General features: G+C 47.5%; 15 protein-coding genes. 14 read left to right on the forward strand and 1 reads right to left on the reverse strand.

The features are described from left to right. Positions 1 to 202, forward strand: a 202-nt coding sequence (locus QN379_RS21175; protein ID WP_323507528.1) for a hypothetical protein, incomplete at its 5' end; no start/stop codon positions are given. Between the two features lie 315 nt (positions 203 to 517). After that, complete coding sequence (gene fba / locus QN379_RS21180; protein WP_322233720.1) at positions 518 to 1,561, forward strand: class II fructose-bisphosphate aldolase; 1,044 nt, start codon at positions 518 to 520, stop codon at positions 1,559 to 1,561. Between the two features lie 84 nt (positions 1,562 to 1,645). On the opposite strand, the gene QN379_RS21185 is transcribed toward fba, so the two are convergent. Next, the gene (locus QN379_RS21185; protein WP_323507529.1) at positions 1,646 to 4,327 is read right to left on the reverse strand and encodes an EAL domain-containing protein; all 2,682 of its coding nucleotides are present in this window, start codon (positions 4,325 to 4,327) and stop codon (positions 1,646 to 1,648) included. A gap of 394 nt (positions 4,328 to 4,721) precedes the next feature. Between QN379_RS21185 and galE the strand changes: the two genes are divergently transcribed. The 12 genes from galE to QN379_RS21245 form a co-directional block, all read left to right on the forward strand. Continuing rightward, a complete protein-coding gene (gene galE, locus QN379_RS21190) occupies positions 4,722 to 5,753 on the forward strand; it encodes a UDP-glucose 4-epimerase GalE (RefSeq protein ID WP_322233715.1) in 1,032 nt (343 codons plus the stop codon). A gap of 478 nt (positions 5,754 to 6,231) precedes the next feature. Then, positions 6,232 to 7,269 (forward strand): MerR family transcriptional regulator, encoded by a 1,038-nt coding sequence (locus QN379_RS21195; RefSeq protein ID WP_323507530.1) that lies wholly within the window; start codon positions 6,232 to 6,234, stop codon positions 7,267 to 7,269. A 121-nt stretch (positions 7,270 to 7,390) separates the two neighbouring features. Further along, a complete protein-coding gene (locus QN379_RS21200; RefSeq protein WP_322233709.1) occupies positions 7,391 to 7,627 on the forward strand; it encodes a TIGR02450 family Trp-rich protein in 237 nt (78 codons plus the stop codon). A gap of 213 nt (positions 7,628 to 7,840) precedes the next feature. Next, positions 7,841 to 7,984: a DUF2256 domain-containing protein gene (locus tag QN379_RS21205; protein WP_369124729.1), complete on the forward strand. Its 144-nt coding sequence runs from the start codon at positions 7,841 to 7,843 to the stop codon at positions 7,982 to 7,984. A gap of 63 nt (positions 7,985 to 8,047) precedes the next feature. Further along, complete coding sequence (locus QN379_RS21210) at positions 8,048 to 9,586, forward strand: cryptochrome/photolyase family protein (RefSeq protein WP_322233704.1); 1,539 nt, start codon at positions 8,048 to 8,050, stop codon at positions 9,584 to 9,586. A gap of 440 nt (positions 9,587 to 10,026) precedes the next feature. Beyond that, complete coding sequence (locus QN379_RS21215; RefSeq protein ID WP_323507531.1) at positions 10,027 to 11,091, forward strand: polysaccharide biosynthesis/export family protein; 1,065 nt, start codon at positions 10,027 to 10,029, stop codon at positions 11,089 to 11,091. After that, the gene (locus tag QN379_RS21220; RefSeq protein ID WP_322233699.1) at positions 11,088 to 11,525 is read left to right on the forward strand and encodes a low molecular weight protein-tyrosine-phosphatase; all 438 of its coding nucleotides are present in this window, start codon (positions 11,088 to 11,090) and stop codon (positions 11,523 to 11,525) included. Before QN379_RS21215 ends, QN379_RS21220 begins: the two co-directional genes overlap by 4 nt. Positions 11,526 to 11,549: 24 nt before the next feature. After that, complete coding sequence (locus QN379_RS21225; protein ID WP_323507532.1) at positions 11,550 to 13,769, forward strand: polysaccharide biosynthesis tyrosine autokinase; 2,220 nt, start codon at positions 11,550 to 11,552, stop codon at positions 13,767 to 13,769. Between the two features lie 648 nt (positions 13,770 to 14,417). Continuing rightward, positions 14,418 to 15,584 (forward strand): glycosyltransferase, encoded by a 1,167-nt coding sequence (locus tag QN379_RS21230; RefSeq protein ID WP_323507533.1) that lies wholly within the window; start codon positions 14,418 to 14,420, stop codon positions 15,582 to 15,584. Between the two features lie 176 nt (positions 15,585 to 15,760). Beyond that, complete coding sequence (gene tviB / locus QN379_RS21235) at positions 15,761 to 17,038, forward strand: Vi polysaccharide biosynthesis UDP-N-acetylglucosamine C-6 dehydrogenase TviB (protein WP_323507534.1); 1,278 nt, start codon at positions 15,761 to 15,763, stop codon at positions 17,036 to 17,038. Positions 17,039 to 17,079: 41 nt separating this feature from the next. Then, on the forward strand, positions 17,080 to 18,108 hold the full coding sequence (locus tag QN379_RS21240; RefSeq protein ID WP_323507535.1) for an NAD-dependent epimerase/dehydratase family protein: 1,029 nt from the start codon (positions 17,080 to 17,082) through the stop codon (positions 18,106 to 18,108). 45 nt (positions 18,109 to 18,153) lie between these two features. Beyond that, positions 18,154 to 19,003, forward strand: an 850-nt coding sequence (locus tag QN379_RS21245; protein WP_323507536.1) for an oligosaccharide flippase family protein, incomplete at its 3' end; no start/stop codon positions are given.

Consider the following 19,003-nt stretch of genomic DNA (forward strand, 5'->3'; position numbering starts at 1 on the left):
TGCTCCTGACGTTGCAGGCGTAGCCACCTTTGAAGTTGTTCTTGACCTTGCAGGCGCAGCCACCTTTGACGTTGCTCTTGACCTTGCAGGCGCAGCCACCTTTGACGTTGCGGTTGTTTTTGAAGTGGCTTTTGACGTACCCGTCATGGACGCTGCCAAGTATTTCAGCTGTCAGTCGGGAATTGTTGGAAGACATGTTTGAGCGAAGCGAGTTGGTCTTTCAACCCGACTGGCGGCTGAAATGCTTGGGAACCCGAAGGGCAGCGTCAGTTGCGGTCGCCTTCTTTTTGGTTACTTTTTCTTGGCGGGGGGCGCCGAGCCAAGCAAGAAAAAGTAACTAGCTGTCGGGCTACCCCCGACAAGCACCCACGGAGCAATAACCGCGTTAAGTAACAACGACCGATAAAAGAAACTACCAACCACCGATTAATTCTAAAAAAACCGAGATCGACAAAAATCACATCGAATTTTTCACACTAATTACCTAATTTCACCAAAACCCAGAAGGAGATCAACCATGTCCCTAGTATCCCTACGTCAGCTACTAGACCACGCCGCCGACCACCAATACGCCCTCCCAGCATTCAACGTCAACAACCTCGAACAAATCCTCGCCATCATGCAAGCCGCAGATGCCTGCGACAGCCCAGTCATCCTGCAAGCCTCCGCAGGTGCACGCAAATACGCCGGAGAAGCATTCCTCCGAAAAATGGTAGAAGCAGCCATCGAAACCTACCCCCATATTCCAATTTGCATGCATCAGGATCACGGAGGCAGTCCTGCCGTTTGTCAAACCTCCATTCGCTCCGGATTTTCTAGCGTAATGATGGACGGCTCATTGATGGACGACATGAAAACACCGTCAACTTATGACTACAACGTCCAGGTTACCCGTCAGGTCGTCGATTTTGCACACTACGTCGGCGTCTCGGTCGAAGGTGAACTGGGTTGTCTTGGATCACTCGAATCAGGCCAGGCTGGCGAGGAAGATGGCTCCGGCGCAGAAGGAATTCTGTCGCACGATCAACTGCTCACCGACCCATCCCAAGCCGCCGATTTTGTTCAGCGTACTGGCGTGGATGCCTTGGCGATTGCCATCGGGACCAGTCACGGAGCCTACAAATTTAGTCGCAAGCCAACCGGCGACATTCTGGCGATAAACCGCATCAAAGAAATTCACGCAAGGATTCCGAACACGCATCTCGTCATGCATGGTTCGTCCTCCGTCCCGCAAGAATGGCTAGACATTATCAGGCAGTATGGCGGCGACATGAAAGAGACCTACGGCGTCCCGGTTGAAGAGATCCTGCTTGGAATAAAGCATGGTGTACGCAAGGTTAACATCGACACCGATATTCGTCTGGCAATGACTGGCGCGATGCGTCGTAGCATGGCGCAACATCCGTCTGAATTTGATCCGCGCAAGTTTTTTAAAGACGCGACGGCTGCCGCTAAGGATATTTGTAAAGTACGTTTTGAGGCATTCGGTTCAGCAGGGAAGGCCTCTACAATTAAAGTCGTTTCCCTTGATCGGATGGCACAACAATACGCTAAGAGCTAGCTTAATAAAGCGGTAAATTTATATTCGCAGGAACGCACAATAGGATTGTGTACCGACTATCCGCCATCGGGTAATGCTTTCGTATTACCCGACTCTTTCCATCTCTATGGTCCCTTCTGGGAATAGAAAACGTTTGTGCATCAGTTTCTCTATTTCGGTCGCCGATACTGGTCGCGAAATATAGTAGCCTTGTATCTCGTTACAGGACAGCGCCTGTAATATATTTAGTTGCTCAAGCGTCTCTACACCTTCAGCGACGACACGCATGTTGAGTACGTGCGCCATGGAAATGATCGCCATGAAAAATACTTCGCCTTCCTTGCTTTTGCCTAGTTTGGCGGTAAAAGCCCGGTCGACTTTTAAAATATCAAGATCCAGGCGCTGTAACTGGGACAGTGACGAATAGCCAGTACCAAAATCATCAAGTAGGAGTTTTACACCCAATGATTTGAGCGCTGCCAATTGTGTAAAAATTGCCAGATCTTCGCCCATCATGCAAGACTCAGTCAGCTCGATTTCCACCATTGAAGGATCAATCCCGTACCGTTTCATATGCGATGCAAATATTGCATCAAAGTTGCCTTGATTGAATTGCGGCGATGAGACATTGATTGATACCGGCACCAAAGGAACGTTGTCTGCCTTCCAGCGGGATAACTGGGCGCAGGCTTTTTCGATGACCAGTTCTCCTAGTTTGACGATTAATCCGGTCTCTTCCGCCAAACGTATAAACTCGTCCGGCTGTACCAGTCCACGGGTTGGATGTTCCCAACGCACTAGTGCTTCCAAACTACGTAATTCGCCACTGGCGGTGTCCACGCGCGGTTGATAAAACAGCACAAACTCGTCGCTCTCAATAGCTGCACGCAGACCTTGTTCATTATTCAGTCTGACGACTAAATTTTGAGATAGTTGCGGGCGGAAAAACTGATAGCTTGCCTTACCATTTGCTTTGGCTGCATACATGGCAATATCGGCGTGTTTAATGAGTGTTTCAACGTCTTCGCCATCCTTCGGAAAGATACTGATCCCAATCGATGCGCATACGATATGGCTGCTTTGGCCCGCCAGCAAGAAGGGTTTTTTCAGCGCTGCAATGACCCGCTGACTGACACTTTCCACGGTGGCGGCATCTTCTGGACTTTCAATAATAATAGTGAACTCGTCACCGCCGAGACGCACCACGTTGTCGATCGGACGTATGACCGAGCGCAGCCGCGCTGCCGCAGCTTGCAATAATTCATCGCCCGCCGCGTGACCCATCGTGTCGTTAATGTTTTTGAAATCGTCCAGGTCGACGAACAGTAGGGCCAGCGAGGTCTGGCTGGTGCGTGCGCGGTTGATCGCCAGTGGCAAGAATCCCATCAGCCAGTGGCGATTGGGCAGGGCCGTCAGCGCATCCGAATTCGCCATGACTAATAGCGCTTGCTCATGCGCTTTGCTTTCGCTGATGTCGCGCAAAGTAAGTGCTAACCCTGTAGTTGAGCGCATCATTTTGCGATGCACCCACGTCATTTTCAGCGGGCTTCCCTCTGGAATTAAAAAATCATCTTCGTAAAAATTGGTTTTGATGGCCTCGACATAAGTCCGCATCAATTTTTCAAAGTACGAACGGTTGATATACAGTGTCGAGAGTTTTCGCCCCACCAGCTGATCTCTTGTTGTTTCGTATTGCGCGGCACCATACTCGTTGCAGTCAGCAATAATGAAATCTACAATTACTCCCCCACGGCGGCGTTGTGTGGCAAGCATAAAAAAGCCTTCATTACCACCTTTGCTAGAAATCCCATAAGCCTCACGTGCCTGGGTGAACTGATGCTTGCGCCAAGCCAGACGGCAAGTGAAAAAGACCGCAATCATGGCAAAAGTCAGCACACCAGCGATTCTTGCCAGCGCCAATGTTCGCTGCTCGCGTGATATCGCTTGTAGCGGAATGAGCAACTCATCTTCGGATAAACCTGCAACCGCTAATAGTGGATAGTTTTTAATCTTTTGCCACGCCACAATGCGTGATCGCCCATCTATAAATTGGTTATTGTCGACGAACCGGATACCGGTTGGGGTGATGAAAGTCGGTGTAGCTTTAAATACGGTTGGATGCAAGCGTATGCTCTCGCCCATTCTTTTTGCCAACACAACGCCGTCTATCGTCCTAAGGGAAAGAAAGCCGTTTTTGCCAAGTGCAGCGTCGACTGTCGGGCTGTAAAAATAACTAGGTTCAACCGATACCATCACGATGCCATCAAAGACGCCATCCTTTGTATTGAGGCGACGAGAAAAGCGGATGACCATTTTTCCTGAGCCCGCGCCAATCGACGGTTTGGTGATGAGGAGTTCGTTGGTATCTTTGTTTTGAAGTGTCAAAAAATAATCTCGTTGAGCGAGATTGACTGTTTTCCGTGGCAGCGTAGTGCTTAATATATCGCCGTGCCGATCAGCGATTGTGACGTACAACATATCGGTGACGGGATAAAGTCCCGCCCGTGTTTGGTCCTCGAGTTTCAGCGTGCCAGCGCTGGTCTCCCAATAGTATTTCAGGCTACGAGTGATCTGGTCGATTTGTTCAAGTGGTCGGGCAACCTGTTCAGCATACGCGCCAGATAACAAGGCGACGTCCGCGGTACCGTTTTTAAGGAGTGTTTGCTTCTCCTTTTCGATATGCGAGGAAGTTAGGCTCCAAATGGCTACCGCGAGCAACAGGCCAATGATTGGCCAGAGCAGGATGGTGCGAAGTGCACCTCGGAGAAATCCGAGACTTGTTGCCATTCGGCTGAGGCGCCCTGAGAGTTGAATGATGGGCATTAAGTTACTTTTTTCAGGGGCAAGTTTTCTACTATTTGCATGGATGGATCGTTTTTGTTTGAAGTTTTAGCCGGAAACGTATTTTTAATAGTTTCATTTGGAAAAGATTATCACGCGCGGCATTTTTTTTCCGGAGAATTTGAGGTGAAATAACGTGGTTGAATCAATGTCTAAATCCATTTGGCGAAATAATAATCATTTTTATTATTTTTATTAACTTTAAGTTAACTTGTGGGTGTTATGCGCTTAACGTTTTGTTGTTTTCGATGTGTAGGATTTGCATAAATAATGCGCGTGCGTATGTATAATTTGCAAGATTATAAGAGTTGATTTTCTATTCGTTTATTTTTAGGGCTGTATGAATATCGTAAAAAACGCAACTATTCTTCTGACGGGCGCAACCGGTTATATCGGTTCTCATACGTGGGTCGAGTTGCTCAAGGCTGGGCATGAGGTTATCGGCGTCGATAATTTGGTCAACAGCAGTCCGGTTGTGCTGGATCGTATCAAGACAATTACGGGACTAACACCCCGTTTCATTGAAGCGGATCTGTGCGACCGAAGCGCGACAGAGGGGCTATTCAATGGCAATCGGATTACTGCTGCCATTCATTTTGCTGCGCTTAAGTCGGTAGGTGAGTCCGTTGCCAAGCCGGTTGAGTATTATGCGAATAACTTAGGTGCTTTGCTCACTTTGTGTGGCGTCATGCAAAACGCCAATGTCGATCAATTTGTCTTCAGCTCGTCTGCGACGGTGTACGGCAATCCGGCCACAGTACCAATTCACGAAAACTTTCCTCTCTCGGCCACCAATCCGTACGGACAGACCAAGTTAATTGGAGAGCAAATACTGCGCGATCTGGCGCATGCCAACGCTGATTGGAAAGTTGCTTTTCTTCGGTATTTCAATCCCGTCGGTGCGCACGAAAGTGGATTAATTGGCGAAGACCCACGCGGGACGCCCAATAATCTGATGCCTTATATTGCTCGCGTTGCCGCTAAACGTTCGGCTAAATTGTCTGTATTTGGTTCCGACTATCCAACCATCGACGGTACAGGTGTACGCGATTATATCCATGTGGTTGATCTCGCTAAAGCGCATCTTGCGGCGCTGAATTATTTGCAGAAAAAAAGTGAGAGTTTTACGGTCAATATAGGTACTGGCTGCGGTTACAGCGTGCTCGAAGTCATCGCTGCCTATGAAAAAGCCAGCGGTCAAGCTGTGCCTTATGATTTGGTCCCGCGCCGCCCTGGCGATATCGCGTCGTGTTACGCCAATCCTGTACTGGCCGCCGAACTACTTGGGTGGCAAGCGGAGAAGGACTTGGCGGCAATGTGCGCCGATTCCTGGAAATGGCAGTCGTTTAACCCAAAGGGTTTTGAGGTGTAATCAGGATCGACGATCCTACGCGCTGCCTGATGATCGCGCCCTGTTTTGTTTGAAGATTACTGAAGGAAAGGGCTACCAGATTGGTAGCCCTTTTTACATTGGCGGTCGCATTCTTTCGCATTATTTCGCATTATTTAATCCATTTTTTTAAGGGATTTTTTTGCACCAGGAAATTACGTGTGGTTTATAGGTAATTTGTTGTGCACGGAGTCGTAAAAACATGGTTACGCAATATCGATTTGACGCTTTTTTACTCGCTTGGCGTAATGCCATTCAGTGTCTATTTATTGTCTGAGCTTTGGAAGGCTGCCGAAGTTGGAGTTGTCGCAATGTGGTTGATACAGTGATATTTTTTTATGCGTGGATGAACCGATATTGTATGTAATTAGGTAGCATTTATCAAATAATAGGTGAAAAATATATAATTGAACCGACATTGACTCGGTATAATGGATTTTTAGCGGTTCAAATACTCTATATGATAAAAGCTATTGATGTCCTGCGTCGCTCGAAAACTGATGAGATGGAAATGGATGAGATCGAGAGTGGCGTCGCTCTCGAAACGGGACTCTATCGCAGTGGGCGCGCCGCTCGTTTGGCTGGCTTATCGGTTGAGACATTGCGCGTGTGGGAGCGTCGCTATGGTGTATCGGCGCCGCAACGCTCCGCTCATGGGCAGCGCCTTTATTCTGGCGAGCAAGTTTATCGCCTCGGGCTGATAAGGCAGTTGGTGGAACAAGGGCATCCGATCAGTGCGGTTGCCGGCTTGACGGTTGACCGTTTGCAGAAGCTGGCCGAGCCTTTGGTCTCACTTGGCAATGCGCGTAAGGGTCCAATACGCGTGGTGCTGGTCGGTGAAGGGTTGGTCCGGCGAGTTACTAACGGCGGCCTTGCCAATCTGGCGTTAGATGTGGTGAATGTAGGAGCGCGTCTTGATGCCGTGTCGGAAACGCTACGCAATGTGAATGCTGACGTTCTGGTGATTGAGGCGCCAGAGCTGAACGAAGACGCTGTTTCATTGATTATTGAGATGCGTCAAGTTACCGGTGTGGCAGCGGTAGTGGTGGTGTATCGTTTTTGCGCGGCTCCCACGCTGCGTTCGTTGCGCGCCCAAGGTTATTTGGTTGCGCGCATGCCAGCTGATCTGACGGAAATTGTGCTCTTATGCGATACAGCATTGGCCGCGCAATCCGGGCATTCACGTCGTGTTGACGCCGCACCATGGCCCAATATATCCGTTTTGCCACGTCGGTTGGACGATCAAGCTTTGGCGACGCTTGTGGCTGCCGCGAATAGCGTTGCTTGTGAGTGTCCGCGTCATTTGGCAGAAATTTTGCTCATGTTGAATAGTTTTGAGCGTTACAGCCAGCAGTGTAGTGCGCTTAGTCCGGATGATGCTCTAGTGCACGATTCGCTAACGCTAGCCGTTTCCCAGGCGCGCGGTTTACTGGAGTCGGCGATGGAACGGCTTGCGCTTGCCGAAGGCTTGCCACTGCCAGCGGGGTTGCAGCGATAGGGGCTGATCCTGACCGGCAATCGCCATTACTCCCGTGGTGATGATCACGCTACAACCAGCGCTAAAACTGATTCTGAACGTTTCTTTTCGCCTCTTTTACCTTGCTTGAGGAATAGTCGCAATGCATCTCAAAGCGTCACGTCAGCTTAATCCGAAAAAATTGTTGCTCAGCAAATGGACAGCCACTTCACCAAGTAACAAGGAGAAGCACTTTCTGGTGACGCAAGTAGTTTCGCCTGAACCGCCAGCGGCCGAGATCGATCTCGTCGAAATGGAAGCAGTGCACTCAGGCCGACGCTTTTCTGTGCGTTGGCGTGAGCTGGCCGATAATTCTCAATGGCTTCAAGGTTGGCAATAAAACTGTCCGAGGTCGGACCGTTCACGCGGTCTACTTTTATCGAAAAAAATGTCGCACGTGAATTTTGAACATAACTGTGACTAATAGGCCTGGCAAATATGCTTAATAAATAAGCGGGACAAATAAACGCTCCGAGCTAATTCCACCGCATATTTCCAGTTATATCAATAAGGCCTCAATAGTGTCCAATCCGTTTTTGGAGTGGTTATGAAAATGCGCAAAAAATCCGACTTGCCAAGCAAGATATGCCTTGGATGTGCCTTGCCGTTTACCTGGCGTAAAAAATGGACCGCAGTGTGGAATGAGGTGAAATATTGTTCAGCACGATGCCGCAAGGCCAAACGTGATGGAGCTTAAATGCCGTTGACAACGGTCCCGCCCTAAAAGTCCTACCGCCACCATCGTATTGACGGAGATAAAGTGACCAAAAACCCTACCATCAGACTGGTCCTCGGTGACCAGCTTAATACGCTGCACAGTTGGTTCAAGCAACCGCGTGATGACGTCCATATTGTCATGATGGAGATGCGACAAGAGACCGATTACGTCCTGCATCACGCGCAAAAAATTATCGCTATCTTCGCTGCGATGCGGCACTTTGCGCGACTACTGACAGAAGCCGGACATCAGGTGCATTATCTGGCGATCGACGATCCCACAAACTTACAAACATTGCCCGGCAACCTCGACCGCCTGATTGCCCGCTATCGGGCTGGCGCAGTAGAGTATCAGGCGCCGGACGAATGGCGACTTGACCAGCAACTGGCCGACTACGCGCAACAGCAATCAATTCCTTGTCAGATGGTCGAGTCCGAACATTTCTATACGCGACGCGAAGAAGCTGCGGAGTTATTCGTTGGACGTAAAAAATGGCTGATGGAACATTTTTATCGCCAGATGCGGGTTAAACACGGCGTACTGATTGAGGCGGATAGTAAGCCCATCGGCGGTCAGTGGAATTATGATCACGATAACCGCAAATCGTGGCCAGGACTACCGTCCGAACCTGCAGATGGTCGAATCCGGCATGATCATTCGGCGCTATGGCAGACGATTGAAGCAGCTGGCGTAAAGAGTTTTGGTCGGCCCAATGCGGCGCAATTTGCGTGGCCGTTAAATCGGGATGAGGCGCTGCAACAGCTTGACGACTTTGTAGCCAATGCGCTCCCGCATTTCGGCCAATTTCAGGATGCAATGAGCAGCAAAGCGTGGCGTTTATTTCATTCCATGCTGTCATTCGCGCTCAATACCAAGATGCTCGGCCCTGGCGAGGTAGTGGCAAAGGCTGAGGCGGCTTGGCGTGCTGAAAGCGTTCCAGTGGCCGCTGCAGAAGGTTTTATCCGGCAAATTTTGGGCTGGCGTGAATATGTGCGTGGCGTGTATTGGTCGCACATGCCACTGTATGCCGAGCACAATGTGTTCGCACATAATCGGCCGTTACCGACGTGGTTTTGGACCGGACAGACAAAAATGCGCTGCCTTTCAATTGCCATTAACCAGTCGCTGGAAGAAGCGCACGCCCATCATATTCAGCGGCTGATGGTGATCGGCAATTTTGCCTTGCTCGCCGGACTAGATCCCGGTGCGGTACACCGCTGGTACCTCGGCGTTTATATTGATGCGTTTGAATGGGTCGAGTTGCCGAATACGGTAGGCATGAGCCAGTTCGCCGACGGTGGCTTATTGGCGACGAAGCCGTACGTATCCAGTGCGGCCTATATCGACCGGATGAGCGATTATTGCAAAGGTTGTTATTACGACAAAAAACTTCGGTTGGGCGAACGTGCTTGTCCCTATAACGCACTCTATTGGGATTTTTTCGCACGCAACGAAAAACAACTCGGAACTAATCCGCGCCTTGGCATGGTGTATCAGCAATTGCGAAAAATGGAGAGCACGGCTTACAGCGCGATGCAGGCGCAGGCGTTCGGTTTGCGGGAGCGGTTGGATGGGCTTTAATGTTCGAATGAGAAGCGGTAATAGTTTCTTGCAGGATTTAATATTGTGACTCTCTGGCGGCGACTATGGAGCCTGTATCTGCCTAATTAATTAGCACATCTGTTGGTTTTGCGCAATTATTTCGATTGGAGGTAGTCCGTTTTTTGTCTCGTGGTTTTTTTGAGACGGATTCTCATCTAACGTAATGTTGAACGTGTTAAATCTTGTAGAATGACAACAAAATGGCTTCTTTTCTTCAAATAGAGTACTAAAAACTGGATGTGCGCCGTACGCTGAGGTGGACATTTACCACTAGTGCGTGTGTAACACTAAGCCCTTTAGGCTTGCATCTCAGGTTGGCTCACTTCATGTATTTCTTGTCCAAAACCGCCTTTAAAAGGTGGGGTGTTGTTGGGTTAATATCCCTGTTAACTGCTTGCGCGTACGCTCCTGGCATGCGCATGGATAAACAGTCTGTAGCATTGCAAGAGCAAAATCAAAAGTCCGAATCGGTGGATTCTAGCGTTACGCCAGTCCTCAAAACGATCACACCGCAACTACTGCAAGCCGAGAAAATCGCGCGCGAACAACAAGCCAGCCAAGACATTAGCCAACTAGTAGCCAGCCCGAGTCCTTATTTAATCGGAAGCGGTGACGTTCTTTCTATCGTGGTCTGGGATCATCCAGAACTCTCTACGCCGGCGATGACCAGTGCGACCACCATCAGCACATCTGGCGCTACCGATGTGGGCGCTTCCAGCATTCCCGGCTTCGTGGTTGATCAGGACGGTTTGGTACAGTTTCCCTATGCGGGTCCGCTCAAGCTGGCTGGTTTGACCGAAGCGCAAGCGCGCACATTATTGACCAGACAACTAAAGAACTATCTCAAAAAGCCAGATCTTACGCTGCGTGTGCAGGCTTACCGCAGCAAGCGCATTTATATTGACGGTGAAGTCAAAATGCCGGGTATTCAGAGCATTAATGATCTACCGATGACGTTGATGGAGGCAATCAGTCGTGCGGGCGGGTTTTTGCCAACGGGCGATCAAAGTCAGGTAGACGTCACCCGTGCGGGCAAAACCTACCGTATAAATCTTCCACAGTTATTGCAAAAAGGGATCAACCCCGCGAATATTTTGTTGGCAAATGGAGATGTCGTGCGCGTGATTGCGCGTGAAGAAAGCAAAGTCTTCGTATTGGGTGAAGTGACCCGTCCAACAACACTGACTTTGCGCAACGGTCGTCTGACGCTCAATGAGGCGTTAGGCGATGCCGGTGGTCTCAATCAACTGAGCGCCGAAGGTCGTCAAGTCTACGTTGTGCGCAACACAACTGACATGCATCCAATTGTGTATAACCTCGACGCTCGCTCGCCGGTAGCGCTGGCGTTGGCAGAAAATTTCGAGCTCAAAGCCAAAGACGTCGTCTATGTCGATGCCTCGGCACTCGCCAACTGGGCACGCGTGATTGCTCTCCTCGTACCTAGCGCGCAATCGTTAACCAGTGCGGTGCAGGTAACCAAATGATTAATAACATCTTGGTTATTTGCATTGGCAACATCTGTCGCAGCCCTATCGCAGAGGGGTTGCTAAAGCACGCACTGCCTGACAAAACGGTGCGGTCAGCCGGTATCGGCGCAATGATCGGCTATCCGGCAGACCCATTTGCGATCCAACTCATGAAAGAGCACGGCGTCGACATTAGCGAACACCGTGCTCAAAGCTTGATGATGTGGATGGTGAATGAGGCTGACATCATCCTGACCATGGATGTAGAGCAAAAGCGCTTTATCGAACAGAAATATCCGACATCCAAGGGTAAGGTATTCCGTCTCGGCGAATTCGACAAATATGACATCCCCGATCCGTATCGACAGGATCTGGAAGTATTCCGCCAAACTTACAGTCTGATTGCCCAAGGCGTTGACGCGCTGGTCGAGCGCATCGTACACATCAATTAATAGAACCGTTTAATAGTCATCACGATGAATCAACCCATTCAGCAATTAATACCCGTAAACATCCCAGACGATGACGAAATCGACCTGGCAACTTATCTCGACATACTTTTTGATAATCGGTGGCTGATTATCGGAATCGCGTTAGTGATCACGCTGCTCGGCACCGCTTATGCGTTTATCGCCAAGCCGATTTACGAGGCGAATATTCTGATTCAGGTAGAGGATAGCCCCAATTCATCAAAGAATATATTGGGTGACATGTCTGCGATGTTCGACGTGAAGACCGCCGCGACATCTGAAATGGAAATTCTCCGTTCGCGCATGATCGTGTCTCGTGCAGTTGATAATTTGCGGCTCAACACGACCGTGCGGCCTAAATACTTTCCCGTGGTTGGCGCGTGGTTAGCAGGGCGTAACAAAAAACTTTCCGAGCCAGGACTATTCGGCAGCGGTGGTTACGCATGGGGCGCTGAGAAGATCGAAGTCTCCACATTTAATGTGCCTGAGTCATTGGAAGATCGCGATTTCGTACTCACAGCGGGTGTCAATGGGCAGTACAGTCTTACCGAAAATAATCAAGATATAGCACTAAAGGGTAGCGTAGGATCAATACTTAGAGCGGGCGAAGAAGGTGGCAACATTGAGTTGCTGGTAAATCGCCTTTCGGCTAAACCTGACACACAATTCCTGTTACACCATACGTCTCGCTTGGCCACGATCGAAAAGCTGCAAACTTCGATGGCTATTGCGGAAAAAGGCAAGCAATCAGGGATTATCGGTATTACGCTAGAAGGTACTAACCCAACATTAACCAGCAATATCTTGAATCAAATCGGGCAGGAATACGTCCGGCAGAATGTAGAGCGTAAATCAGAGGAAGCTGAAAAGTCTCTTTCTTTTCTCGACAAACAACTGCCAGATCTGAAGCGCCAATTAGAGCAGTCAGAAAGCAAGTTTAACCAGTTCCGCAATGCAAGCGGTACTGTTGATTTGGGCGAAGAAGGCAAGATGCTGCTGCAGCAATCAATTATCGCCCAAACCAAGATGATTGAACTAAAACAAAAAAGAGAAGAGCTTCTGGTTCGCTTCACGACCGGTCATCCTGCTGTGGTGGGGATTGACAGCCAGATGAAAGAGATCGTTGCAGAAATGCAGGCAATTACCACCCGAATTAAGAGGCTGCCGTTGCTGGAGCAAGACGTGTTGCGCCTTAGCCGCGACGTCAAGTTAAACACCGATTTATATACTGCGTTATTAAACAGCGCGCAGCAGTTACGTCTGGTTAAAGCCGGTAAAGTAGGTAACGTGCGATTGGTTGACGCAGCCATGGTGCCTGAAAAACCGATCAAACCTAATCGGCCGATTGTGATCGCGATTGCCGTGTTGATAGGTCTGTTTTTAGGCGTGATGTGCGCCTTTATCAAAAAATCATTATTTGGTGGTATCAGCGACTCCCATGAGATTGAGCAGATGCTGGGGCTCACCGTCTACGCCAACGTACCGCATAGCAAACAACAGGTGGATTTGTATCAAAGAGTGCTGGCCAAGTCGAAACAAGTGTCCGTGCTTGCACAAATCGATCCCACTGATACAGCGATTGAAAGCTTACGGAGCTTCCGTACTTCATTGCAATTCTCGATGCTGGATGCCAAAAACAACATCATCATGATCACCGGTCCGACGCCCGGCTTAGGGAAATCATTTGTTTCAGTAAACGTAGCGGCAGTGTTGGCAGTCGCTGGTAAAAAGGTCCTGCTCATTGATGCCGACTTACGCAAAGGCTACCTCCATCAATACTTTGGATTCGGCCGTGAAAACGGATTGTCGGAGTTGGTTGCGGGAACGGTCAGTCTTGAACAGGCCGTGCATAAAAGCGTCGTTGAAAATGTTGACTTCATCTCTACCGGGCGCTTCCCACCTAATCCGTCGGAATTGTTGTTGCACGAGAATATCGGGCAATTACTGAAATCCTTGTCTGGCAGTTATGACTACATTTTTATAGATACGCCGCCTGTACTGGCCGTGTCAGATACCCTAATTCTTGGGCCGCACGTTGGTGCACTCTTCATGATTACCCGCGCTGGTCAGAGCACGATAGGTGACATTAAGGAGTCTATGAAGCGCTGTAGTCATACAGGCATTCCGGTTAAGGGTGTCATTTTCAATGATATCAAACGTCGTCCCGGTAGCTATGGCTATGGGTATAAATACGGCAAATATCGTTATACACAATATAAATATTAAGTACTGAAATAGGTATTTAAAAAAACAGACACGGAAACGGTCTTCTTCTTACCAAGGAAGGGTGAAATGGGAAGAACGAGAAGAAAACAAAAGATGTTTTATCTTTCACGCCGTGCGCGTCGATCTGTTTTTCTTTGCGGTCTTTTAGCCGCCTTTTGCGTGACTGTTTTTTTTATTCTGACGCAATCGTAAATGGCAGTACAGATTTGATCGTTGTAATGCGTGTGTTTTTGTATCAGTTCAGGGCGTCTGTATTGGGACTATTTAGATGGGCAACAACTGTGTTGCCCAAGTTGAGTCTGCTGGTAATGCGTTGTTTATTGAAGTCAGATTGACTCGAAAAGTAAATTCTATTTTACCGATCTAGTCGACTGAGGAATGGCACGCCATCCGGCAATCAAAAAATAAATAATAAACAGGTGAAATTTAAATGCGAGTTCTAATTATAGAAAATTGCAAAAGCGTTTTTGAAAGTGTGGGCATTCAGTGGGCCGAAATATTAAATCCATCAGTTCGGTGTGACGGTGCTTGGCAATCATTAGTTCAGCTTTCCTCCGCGCAAACGAAAATCGTTTCAGATAGCCTATTGTTATTCTTGTCGAAGACGCATGACATATTGACTCGCAATAAAAGCGAGGCGCCAATTTTATGATAATGCCCATATCAAATATGGTCGAGGCCGGTGCCGCCGCGGCTTTGGCCAGTTTTGCCTCTAGCGTGTTGATCGTGATGTCGCAAGGTTGGCACGGTAAGCATTCATTTGACCACGATCTATCTGGCGTACAAAAATTCCACACCACCGCGGTTCCACGCGTTGGGGGAATTGCAGTGATCACTGGCATTATCTTCTCTCTCGTATTTCTTGCCTTCAGCAATCCGCTGGTGGAAACGGAGGTTGACATAAAAGATGCCTTCAAACTTCTACTCGCAGCATGTCCGATTTTTTTTGCAGGGACGATGGAAGACTTGACAAAAAAAGTTTCCGTACGGGTGCGGCTATGCGCAAGCATTCTGTCAGCCTTACTAGCAAGTTGGTTGTTGGGAGCTACGATTGATGGCCTTGACATATGGGGTGTGGACACGTTGTTGACACTTGCGCCGATTGCGATTGTGGTTACAGCCTTTGTTGTTGCAGGTGGCACAAACGCCATTAATATCATCGATGGATTTCATGGCGTCGCCGCAAGTGCCGTCATTATTATGTTGGCAGCCCTAGGCTTTCTCGCTTGGCGTCAAGGCGACATGTTTGTGACTCAATTAGCGATATTAGGAGTAGGTTCTGCGTTCGGTTTTCTATTGGTTAACTATCCTACCGGCCGCTTGTTTGTAGGCGATGGCGGCGCATATCTTTTGGGTTTTTTGGTCTCCGAGATCATGATCTTGCTGCTGATACGCAACCCTGCAGTCAACGCATGGCAAGTTCTGGCAATCTGCGCGTATCCGGTTATCGAGGTATTAAACAGCATTTACCGCAGAAAATTCATTCGTAAGGCTAGTCCGGGACGCCCCGATAGCCTCCATCTTCATACGCTGATTTATCGTCGCCTGGTATGTCAGATGGTTCGCCACAATCCAAATAGACCGTGGATTCGAAATGCTTCTGTGGTTTGTTTTGTTGGGGCATGGATTGCGGTTATGGGTTTTGCCGCGGTCATGTTCGGGGACGGTATTCCTGGTGCTGTGGCAGTTGTTTTGGTGCAGGTGTTCTTGTTTATGATGGTGTATGCGCGGTTGGTGCGTGGGCGTTGGAGTCGTTTTTCAAACAGTGAGAAAGCGATAGGTTTATTAAATGGAGCTGATATCGAACTACCCTGAAATCTAACGTGTTGAATGCTTGAGTCCTGGCATTAGACTTTTACCAAAGTTCATAACGTAATTAATAAGGTGGGATCTATCGAGGTAACTGTAATTGAGGTGGAGTATTAAGCTCGATATAGCAAGCTCCTATGATTAGACCTATTGCACACAAGTTTCGCGCTCCTCGACAAATTATGAACATATCAATAGACACACGTATTGCGATCATTGGCCTAGGTTATGTCGGTTTGCCTTTGGCTGTTGAATTTGGGAAAAAATATCCAACATTAGGCTTTGATATTAATCAGCGGCGCGTGACGGAGTTAAAAGAAGGTATCGAGACTACATTGGAAGTCGAAAGCGCCGACCTCAAAGCGGCGATATACCTCAATTATTCAACCGATCTGGATGATTTGCGCAGCGCAACCGTTTATATCGTGACCGTTCCCACCCCCATAGATGAGCATAAGCAGCCGGATTTGACGCCGTTGCAAAAAGCCTCGGAAACATTAGGTAAAGTGATAAAAAAAGGTGATGTCGCAGTCTACGAATCGACTGTTTATCCAGGTGCAACAGAAGAATATTGCGTGCCGGTTATTGAGCGTGTTTCGGGGCTTAAATTCAATGTCGATTTTTTTGTCGGTTACAGTCCAGAGCGCATCAACCCTGGTGATAAAGAGCATCGATTAACCACAATCACCAAAGTTACTTCCGGCTCCACGCCAGAGACGGCTGATTTTGTCGACTCACTTTATAGCAGCATTATCGACGCAGGTACGCACAAGGCGCCGTCGATCAAAGTGGCAGAGGCGGCCAAGGTAATCGAAAATACGCAACGCGATTTGAATATTGCGCTGATGAACGAGCTTGCGATTATCTTCAAAAAAATGGGAATCGATACCGAAGACGTACTAAAGGCAGCGGGTACTAAGTGGAATTTTCTACCATTTCGTCCCGGTTTGGTCGGGGGCCATTGCATTGGTGTCGATCCGTATTACCTGACACATAAAGCGGAATCTCTGGGCTATCACCCAGACGTGATTTTAGCGGGACGGAGAATCAATGACAATATGGGCAGTTATGCAGTCGGTCAATTGGTAAAGGAAATGCTCAAGCGCCGCATTCAGGTAGAAAACGCCAACGTTTTGGTTATGGGTTTGGCGTTCAAAGAGAATTGCCCCGATCTACGAAACACCAAGGTCATCGACATCATTGCAGAGTTAAAAGATTATAACGTCGAGGTTGATGTCTACGATCCTTGGGTAAGTGCAGAATGTGCGCAGCATGAATACGGAATAACTCCCATCCTGGCTCCTTATCTCGGTAAATACGATGCAATTATTCTCGCTGTACCGCACCGTGAATTTAAGGAAATCGGCGCGATCGGGATGCGTAAATTTGGTAAAGAAGAGCACGTCCTTTTCGATCTAAAATATTTACTCCCAAAAGAAGAGTCAGATATTCGTCTGTAATAAATGTCGCGCTCAGACTAACCAGAATATAAATGCATAACATGAACCGTTTCGAACAGATCCAAGAAGAATTACGTCAGAAACCGAAAAAGTGGTTGATTACCGGCTGTGCCGGTTTTATAGGTTCCAATTTGCTCGAGACCCTTCTAAATCTGGACCAAATCGTTATCGGTCTCGACAATTTTGCCACCGGTCATCAACACAATCTGGACGAAGTAAAAGAATTGATCGGCGCCGAGCGGTGGACGCGTTTCACATTTATTCAGGGTGATATTCGTGATTTCGCCATATGTCAAACGGCAGTGGAGGGCGTAGATTATGTCCTACACCAGGCCGCTCTCGGATCGGTTCCACGATCTCTCTTAGATCCAATTGCCACTAACGACGTCAATATTAACGGGTTTTTAAATATGCTCACTGCGTCGCGAGACGCAGCTGTGACGTCTTTTGTTTATGCGGCATCCAGCTCTACCTACGGCGATCACCCGGGTTTGCCCAAAGTCGAAGATACGATAGGGAGGCCTTTATCGCCGTACGCGGTCACCAAATATGTAAACGAGTTATACGCGGAGGTATTTTCGCGTTGTTATGGCTTCAACACCATAGGGTTGAGATATTTTAACGTCTTTGGTAAGCGGCAGGATCCTAACGGTGCTTATGCGGCAGTAATTCCAAAGTGGATTACGGCAATGATTAATAACGAAGAAATATTTATTAATGGTGACGGCGAAACTAGTCGGGATTTTTGTTTTATAGAGAACGCGGTTCAAGCTAATATTCTTGCTGCGAAGACTGCTGTTTGTAACAAGAATGAAATCTATAACGTGGCTGTGAGCGACATTACTACTCTAAACGAACTTGTTCAGATTTTAAAATCAGCGTTAGCAATAAGAGGATTTCAATACGATAGGAATTTAGTTTATTGCGAGTTTCGTAATGGCGATATACGGGATTCTCAAGCTGATATAAAAAAGTCGACAAAACGTTTGGGATATGTACCAAAATTTAATATTAAATTAGGTATCGAAAAAACCGTATTATGGTTTACAACGTCCCGTGATAATTTTTAATTATGCGTACGGTATCCTCTCCAAAAATAATATAAATATGAACATATGTTAGTTAAAGACGTTAAATCCTTTTTCAAGTTAGCTAGGATATTAGAATACAAACAGGATTTTCGGCAGCATAGTCAAATTTATAAAAATGTAGGTTGGTTAATCGGTGAAAAGCTACTAACTATTGCGCTAGTTTTATTTTGTGATGGCTTACTCGCAAGAACTATAACAATAGGTGAATTTGGGCAATGGCAATACTCACTAAATCTAGCTTCAATGATTGGATGCGTTGGTTTTGTTGCCGGAGCGGAAGTAATAATACCGGCGCTTGCTAGATATACACGGTTGCGCTCAGAAATTATCACTGCTGGATTTATAGTTCGTAGTTTCTTTTCTTTGCTAACAGTGTTACTCAGCGCAATAATCTGTGATGTGTTCTTCGATAACTCTGTGGTGGGGAAGCTTGTCGTAATTGCATTAATAATTGTTGTTGTAAATGAGACAACATCGGTTATTGTCGCATATTTTCAAGCGATTACCAATATAAGACCAGTTGTCCTTTGTCGATTATTGGCTTTAGCCATACGAGCGTCGTTATTTTATGTCGTATCTTTAAACACGAAAAATATTTTTTTATTTATATCTGTTCGTGGCATTGAGGTCGTAGTAACCGGAATTCTTTTAGTGTTGTTAATACGAACGCAACCAATTTATTGGCGACCTAACACAAGAATAATCAAAATAATATTAATTAGAGGAATTCGATTTTTACCATCGATACTGGCAATGTATGCATATACAAAAATTGATAGAATTTTTGTTCAGAAATATTTTTCCTATGAATATTTGGCAGTATATTCAATTGCTCAACAATATGTTGAACAATGTTTTTTACTTATTACAATAG

It is taken from the genome of Glaciimonas sp. Gout2, assembly GCF_035018905.1.
Classification (GTDB): Bacteria; Pseudomonadota; Gammaproteobacteria; order Burkholderiales; family Burkholderiaceae_D; genus Glaciimonas.

What these genes read in the sequence shown, in the direction of transcription:
- fba (WP_322233720.1), top strand. Translation starts at nt 518, where the DNA reads ATGTCCCTAGTATCCCTACGTCAGCTACTAGACCACGCCGCCGACCAC.
- QN379_RS21185 (WP_323507529.1), bottom strand. Translation starts at nt 4,327, where the DNA reads ATGGCAACAAGTCTCGGATTTCTCCGAGGTGCACTTCGCACCATCCTG.
- galE (WP_322233715.1), top strand. Translation starts at nt 4,722, where the DNA reads ATGAATATCGTAAAAAACGCAACTATTCTTCTGACGGGCGCAACCGGT.
- QN379_RS21195 (WP_323507530.1), top strand. Translation starts at nt 6,232, where the DNA reads ATGATAAAAGCTATTGATGTCCTGCGTCGCTCGAAAACTGATGAGATG.
- QN379_RS21200 (WP_322233709.1), top strand. Translation starts at nt 7,391, where the DNA reads ATGCATCTCAAAGCGTCACGTCAGCTTAATCCGAAAAAATTGTTGCTC.
- QN379_RS21205 (WP_369124729.1), top strand. Translation starts at nt 7,841, where the DNA reads ATGCGCAAAAAATCCGACTTGCCAAGCAAGATATGCCTTGGATGTGCC.
- QN379_RS21215 (WP_323507531.1), top strand. Translation starts at nt 10,027, where the DNA reads ATGGATAAACAGTCTGTAGCATTGCAAGAGCAAAATCAAAAGTCCGAA.
- QN379_RS21220 (WP_322233699.1), top strand. Translation starts at nt 11,088, where the DNA reads ATGATTAATAACATCTTGGTTATTTGCATTGGCAACATCTGTCGCAGC.
- QN379_RS21225 (WP_323507532.1), top strand. Translation starts at nt 11,550, where the DNA reads ATGAATCAACCCATTCAGCAATTAATACCCGTAAACATCCCAGACGAT.
- QN379_RS21230 (WP_323507533.1), top strand. Translation starts at nt 14,418, where the DNA reads ATGATAATGCCCATATCAAATATGGTCGAGGCCGGTGCCGCCGCGGCT.
- tviB (WP_323507534.1), top strand. Translation starts at nt 15,761, where the DNA reads ATGAACATATCAATAGACACACGTATTGCGATCATTGGCCTAGGTTAT.
- QN379_RS21240 (WP_323507535.1), top strand. Translation starts at nt 17,080, where the DNA reads ATGAACCGTTTCGAACAGATCCAAGAAGAATTACGTCAGAAACCGAAA.